At 70.2% G+C, this 6683-nt stretch carries 5 protein-coding genes and 1 pseudogene; 1 reads left to right on the top strand and 5 read right to left on the bottom strand.

The features are described 5' to 3' along the window. Positions 1–121: 121 nt before the first annotated feature. The 5 genes and pseudogenes from BKN37_RS24940 to BKN37_RS24960 form a co-directional block, all read right to left on the bottom strand. A complete protein-coding gene (locus BKN37_RS24940; RefSeq protein ID WP_131823688.1) occupies positions 122–610 on the bottom strand; it encodes a hypothetical protein in 489 nt (162 codons plus the stop codon). A 626-nt stretch (positions 611–1236) separates the two neighbouring features. Beyond that, positions 1237–2046: pseudogene (locus BKN37_RS30510) on the bottom strand (serine/threonine-protein kinase); the annotation flags it as partial. A gap of 92 nt (positions 2047–2138) precedes the next feature. After that, the gene (locus BKN37_RS24950; RefSeq protein ID WP_071029711.1) at positions 2139–4052 is read right to left on the bottom strand and encodes an alpha/beta hydrolase; all 1914 of its coding nucleotides are present in this window, start codon (positions 4050–4052) and stop codon (positions 2139–2141) included. 2 nt (positions 4053–4054) lie between these two features. Next, on the bottom strand, positions 4055–4348 hold the full coding sequence (locus tag BKN37_RS24955; RefSeq protein ID WP_071029712.1) for a hypothetical protein: 294 nt from the start codon (positions 4346–4348) through the stop codon (positions 4055–4057). A gap of 84 nt (positions 4349–4432) precedes the next feature. Next, complete coding sequence (locus BKN37_RS24960; protein WP_071029714.1) at positions 4433–5560, bottom strand: M24 family metallopeptidase; 1128 nt, start codon at positions 5558–5560, stop codon at positions 4433–4435. Between the two features lie 98 nt (positions 5561–5658). Between BKN37_RS24960 and BKN37_RS24965 the strand changes: the two genes are divergently transcribed. Then, complete coding sequence (locus BKN37_RS24965; protein ID WP_071029716.1) at positions 5659–6615, top strand: 5'-3' exonuclease; 957 nt, start codon at positions 5659–5661, stop codon at positions 6613–6615. The last annotated feature ends 68 nt before the right edge of the window (positions 6616–6683 follow it).

Consider the following 6683-nt stretch of genomic DNA (forward strand, 5'->3'; position numbering starts at 1 on the left):
CGGACATAGGCCATTCGGGCAGCCTACGGCCCAAAATTAGTGCGCAAATTTCGCTTCACCGCCCACCAACACCGCAGGTCACAGACCTACGGGGTCGCGAACCTCCGCTCGGTGATAAAAGTCAGGGCCCGCTGTTTTTGACCAGGTGAAATTGCAGTCTGCTGCGATCCAGATTCGGCTGGCCGCTGCCTTGCGTCACCGCCTGATCCGCGAAGACCAATACGGTCGCCGACGAAGCATCCGCCGTGGTCACCCCGACCGCGATCACCGTCCCCTTCGTGGAGGTGTGCTGCTGTTCCGCAGTGGCGACGACCGCATCTATTCCGCGGCGGTATTGGTCGAGGGCCTCGCCGATAAGGAATTTCTGCACGTTCGCCACATCATCGCGCGCGGTCGCCGGGGTTATTGAGATCAGTGCCAGTGCGGTATCTCGTGCGGCGCCCTCGATCGCCGCATAATCCGGTGGTTGATGTGACGGTCGGTTTTTGGTGACCGTCAGCAGCACCGCCCCTATCCCCACGGCCACGGTGAGCACCACCAGCACGGCGGTGATGACCCACAGCGGTCGATTCGGTCGTCGCACCGGTGCGGGCGTGGGGTGCGATGTCATTACGGCAACTCCACTTTCGAGATGAGGTATTCGCCGTCATGACGCTCCAAAGTCATCAGCATGCGGGATCGGTCGATCCGCGGTTCCGGTACCGCAACGTTGGTGACCTTCTGATCGACCGCAATCAACACCCGTGCCTGGTGGTCGTCAATCGCATCCACGGCGGCCGCTACAACGGTGCCGATGGCCTCCGCCTTGTTTTCGATCAACAGTTGGCGGAGTTGCATCGACGACTTCTCATACATGTCGCGGAACTCGCCGGTGCTGTGGTCGAGGACTTTCTGAAAATCTTGGTCTACCGTCTTCGAATTAATCGAGGTCAGTATCACCGCGAAGTCGCTAGCGGCCTTCATCGCCGCTTGCCGCTGTGCGGTGTCGTGGCGGACGACCGCGTCGGCGGTGACGACGCGAGTCCCCTGCCACGCGGCGAAACTCGCCACCCCCAACAGCACCAGGAGCGCCGCGATCAGGGCGGCCACCGCGCCGCCGCGGCGCGGCATGACCGGGCCGGCCACCGGGGAGGGCGGCCCGGGGGCGTACTGCGGGGTGGGCGCCCACGCCGACACCGGCGGAGTCCACGCGGGAACCACCGACTGCGGAACGTCAGGCTGGGTGCCCGCCGGGTCGAGCGCGGCCCGCGCCGCGGCGGTCAGCGCCGAGGCGCTCGGGTACCGCTCGGCGGGGTCTTTGGCCATGCCGGTGGCGATCACGTCGTCCAGGCCCGGCGGCACCCCGGGCACCACCGCCGACGGTCGCGGCGGCGGCTTGGTGAGGTGCCCGGCGACCTGCTGCTCGAGCCCCTGGCCCGGAAACGGCCGCTGCCCGGTCAGGCACTGGTAGAACACGCAGGTCAGCGAGTAGATGTCGCTGCGGGCGTCGGCGTGACCGGTGTCGAACCGCTCCGGCGCCATATAGGCGAAGGTGCCGATGGTGCTGCCGGCGCTGGTCAGCCCGGTTTCGTCGGCCGCCCGCGCGATCCCGAAGTCGATCAGGTACACGAAATCCCGCGCGGCGATCAGGATGTTCGACGGTTTGACGTCGCGGTGCACCAGCCCGACCGCGTGGGCCGCATCCAACGCCGACGCCACCTGCTCCAGGTAGCCCACCGCGCGGGTCGGGTCCATCGGTGCGGTCGCGGTGGTCAGCAACGTCTGCAGGTCGGTGCCCTCGATCAGCCGCATATCCAGATACAGTCGCCCGTCGATTTCGCCGAAGGTGTGCAGCGGCACCACATGCGGGTCATTGAGCGACGCCGCCGCGTACGCCTCCCGCCGGAACCGGTCCTGAAAGGTGCGGTCCTGGGCCAGCTGCGGGGGCAGCACCTTCACCGCGACGGTGCGCCTGGTTTCGGTGTCGTAGGCCCGGTACACCTGGCCCATGCCGCCCTCACCCAGCAGCTGCTGCAACTGGTAGCGCCCGAACGTCGTCGTGTCCACGCCCGACCCCTCCCGACCCTCGGCGCAGTTTGCCGGATCAGCATAAGCATGCGATCGGGCGGCTCGGCGCGGCTTTCGGATGCCGACGGTCCTCACCCGTACGCGTGATCGTCGCGCACGGTATGACGCGCGCCTTCCGGATCGATATAGGCCGGGAGCCCGGGGATGCGGGTATCGAGGTGCGGGAGCTGGATCGGCGGCAGCCCCGGAATCCGGATCGCGGGTGGGGTCCCGATATGCGGTTGACGCCGCCCCTCGGCGACCAACTCGTCCGTCGTCAACCGCTCGGCATGGCCGGTGACGATGTCGGTCATGCCGCGCAGCGCCTCGCTGCCCAGCTGGTAGTAGTGCGCGTGGTCGTGGCGGTTGAGCTGCTCGGAGCCGGGCACCTCGGCGTGGAACCGGATCGACCCGAAACCCTGCCCGGCCGGATCGCGCCCCAGCCCCGCATCGAGGGGCAGTGGGATACCGTGCTGGCGGAGTTCGTTTTTGAGCAGCTCGCCGGGAACGCCGTCGGTTTGGCCGATCCAGCTGACCGGATCGGTGGAGGCGGCGCCGACGTACACCCGGCCGCCGTCGAGATGAAAGTCGGCGGCGCTGCGCGCGAGGTCGGTGCCGGGGCAGCCCAACAGGATGACGTCGTTGGCGTGCAGCCCGCTGCGTGCGCACGCGTCGGCGACCGTCGTCGCCCCGTAGGAATGCCCGACCACGCTGACATGCTGCGGGTCGACACCGCGGTGGGTGACCCATAACCCGTTGACGTCGCGGGCCAACAGCTCGCCGCCCTGGCGCGCCAACCCCGGCGCGGTGACCCGCCGATCGCCGAAGCCGTCCGGGGCGTCGTAGCCCATCCAGGCGATCACCGCGGTAGAACGGGTCGGATCGGCCCGCACGCTTTGCTCATAGACGTTGACCGCGTCGACGTGGTCGGCCATCCAGCCCTGCGCCACGCTGCTGGCGGTGCCCGGGACAATGACCGTGGTGTTTTGCGCCTCGTCGGGGTTTCCGATCGCGATCGCCGCCGTGCCCTGGCCGCCGAAGGCCACCGGGTCATACGACCACAACAACACCGGCCGGTCGGCGGTAACCCCGTCCCCGCGATCGTATTTGAGGCCCGCCTTGGTCTTCGTGGCATTGCGGTACCGGGTGATGTCGATCCGCGACAGCCCGTACTTCTCGGGGGTCCGGAACACGTCGTGGCCCGTATTCTGCAGGTCTTCCGGGGTGATCCCCCACGCCTGGACGGTGTCTTCGACCCGGGCGATGTCGTCGTTCATCACCGCTTGGTTGACCTCGTCGCGCACGGTGGCCGGAATGCCGTTGAGATTGCCCAACCCCGGTGGGTGTTCGGCGATCAACCGCGCCCGTTCCGACGTCAGCGACGCCCACCACCGGTGGACCTCGGCGGGGTCGGTGTCCGGCGGCGGGATAACCGGGGGTTCGGCTGCCGGCAGGTCGTCTGCCGCCCACACGGTGCGCGCCACCGCGGTCAGCTGAGCCACCCCGGCGTCGAGTTGAGCGGCGATGCGTTCGTCTTCGGTCTGCAGTCGAGCCGCGCAGTAACGGATCTGGTCGCAATGGGCGCGCGCCGCCTGCAGCCGGGCACGGTGCGCGTCGGGCATATCCGCCCAGAGCCGATCGGTCAGCGAGAGATCCTCGGCGACCCGGAATCCGTCACGTTCGGCGTCCGCAACGGCCGCCAGGGTCCGTTGGCGTCCCCACCGCAACCCGTCGGCGCCGCGGGCCGCGATATCGGCCAAGCGACGGGCATGCTCCACCCCGCGGTAGATCGCCCGCCGGTCGGCGTCGGCGGCGGCGGCCAGCGCGGCAGCACCCGGACCGCGCCACTCGGTGCCGCCCGGGGCGGCGACCTGGGCGCCGTAGACGTCGGCGGCCCGCTCCAGCAGCTCCGCGCGGGTCCGCCAGTCTTGGGCGGACTCCGCGAGCCCGCCGGCGGTCTGGTCCCAGGTTTCGATGCGGGAACGCGCCGGCGGCCCGCCCGGCACGGCTACCGCTGCCCGACCGGCGCAACGGCGCCCAGCACCGCGCCGGCTTCGGCGTCCGTCCCGGTGTAGCGGCCGGCCGCGGTCTCCAGCTCGTGCGACACCGCCGTCAGCCGGCGCGACAAGCCGTCGCAACAATCGTGCAACGCGCGCGACAGCCGCGCGGCGGCCGCTGCGGAGGCCTCCGCCGCGTCGCCGGAACGCCCGCCTGGGATCCGCAACGCCGCGGCCTGGCCGGCGATGACGTGTGCTGCCGCCAGCAATCCGGCCGGAACCACCGCCAATGTCTGGTCCGCCACTGAACTCCCCCGAACGCCGTGTTGCTGCCCAACCCTACGAGCGCTGCGGAGGAACGCAATTCACCCCTGTGAATGCCGCGCCGGCTACTCGACCGGCACCACGATCAACTCGTGCGGTCGGCTGTTGACCGGTTGTGCCCCGTCGGCGGTGACGACGACGATGTCCTCGATGCGCGCGCCCCACCGCCCCGGAAAGTAGATGCCCGGCTCGACGGAAAACGCCATCCCCTCCCGCAGCACGGTCCGGTTGCCGGTGACGATGTAGGGCTCCTCGTGCACCGACAACCCGATGCCGTGCCCGGTCCGGTGCACAAACGCGTCCGCCAGCCCGGCCTCGGCCAAGATGTCCCGGGCGACCCGGTCCACGTCCTCGGCGACCAGGCCCGGCCGCACCGCCGCCACCGCCGCGCGCTGGGCCCGCTGCAGCACCGAATACTGCTGCGCCACTTCCGGACTCGGGTCACCGAGGCTGTAGGTGCGGGTGCAGTCCGAGTGATATCCGGGCGCATACGAGCCGCCGATGTCGATGACCACTATGTCGCCGGCCTGCAGCACCCGATCGGAGTGCTCGTGATGCGGATCGGCGCCGTGCGGTCCGGAGCCGACAATGATGAACGACACCTCCGAATGCCCCTCGGCCAGGATCGCGTCGGCGATGTCGGCGGCGACGTCGGCCTCGGTGCGGCCGGGTTTCAAAAACTCCGGCGCCCGGGCGTGCACGCGGTCGATGGCCGCACCGGCTTTGCGCAGCGCGTCGATCTCGCTGTCATCCTTGATCATCCGCAGCTCCCGCAGCACGTCGGTGGCCAGCACCGGCAGCGTGCCGAGCACCTCGGCCAGCGGCAGCAGGTGCAGCGCCGGCATCGCGTCGGTGACCGCCGTGCGCGCCGGTGCGCCGCCCAGCGCCTCGGCGACCAGCCGGTAGGGGTCCTGGCCGTCCACCCAGTCGCGCACCGTCAGCCCGAGCTCACCGGCCGCGGATTCGACAAGCGACGCCAGTTCCAACCGGGGCACCACCAGGGTCGGCTCGCCGGACACCGGCAGCACCAGCGCGGTGAGCCGCTCGAAAGTCTGCGCGCGCGAACCGATCAGATACCGCAGGTCGTAGCCGGGGGTGATGACCAGACCGGCCAGGCCGGCGGCACCGGTGGCGGCGGCCGCAGCGGTGAGCCGACGGGCATAGACATCTGTGTCGAATCTGCTGGAAGTCACGACAGCCAGGCTAGCGGTGTTGACTCTGCGCCTACCACGCAGAAGTGCGAGTGGACCGCGTGGTGGACGCAGAGTCAACCGGAAATAGGCTTGCACCCATGGCTCCCCTGCTGCTTCTCGACGGCGCCAGTATGTGGTTCCGGTCCTACTTCGGCGTCCCGTCGTCGATCACCGCCCCGGACGGGCGCCCGGTCAACGCAGTGCGCGGCTTTGTGGACTCGGTGGCCACCCTGATCACCCAGCACCGGCCACGCCGGTTGGTGGTGTGCCTGGACTTGGACTGGCGGCCGCAGTTCCGGGTGGACCGGGTTCCCTCCTATAAGGCGCATCGGGTCGCGGAGGCCGAGCCGGCCGGCCAGCCCGACATCGAGGAAGTGCCCGACGAGCTGTCCCCCCAGGTCGAGATGATCGGCGACATCCTGGACGCGTTCGGGATCGCGACCGGCGGCGCCGCCGGGTTCGAGGCCGACGATGTGCTCGGCACCCTGGCCGCCGCCGAACACCGCGACCCGGTGATCGTCGTCAGCGGCGATCGGGACCTGCTGCAAGTGGTGACCGACCAGCCGGTGCCGGTGCGGGTGCTGTACCTGGGGCGCGGGCTGGCGAAGGCGACACTGTTCGGCCCGGACGAGGTGGCCGAACGCTACGGCGTGCCCGCCGACCGGGCCGGTGCCGCCTACGCCGAGTTGGCGTTGCTGCGTGGCGATCCGTCCGACGGCCTGCCCGGAGTGCCCGGCATCGGGGAGAAGACCTCCGCCGGGCTGCTGGCGCAGCACGGCTCGCTCGCGGCGATCCTGGCCGCGGCCGCCGACCCGAAATCGTCGATGCCCAAAGGGGTCCGGACAAAGCTGCAGGCGGCCGCCGACTACATCGAGGCGGCCGCGCCCGTCGTCCGGGTGGCCACCGACGCCCCGGTCAGCCTGTCGACACCGACCGACGCGTTGCCGCGGCGGGACGCCGACCCGGGACGAACCGCCGACCCTGGCACCGGACTCCGAGGGGGGGTGGCGGACTGCCCGCTGCAGCAGGCGCTGGGCGGGGCGGGGGGGACTTAGGCCCGCCGGCCCCGGAAGGCGGCTGTTGTACCAATCTCCCTGCCCACGCGACACCTAGCGACCACGGT

This window comes from Mycobacterium talmoniae, assembly GCF_001854525.1.
Taxonomy (GTDB): domain Bacteria; phylum Actinomycetota; class Actinomycetes; order Mycobacteriales; family Mycobacteriaceae; genus Mycobacterium; species Mycobacterium talmoniae.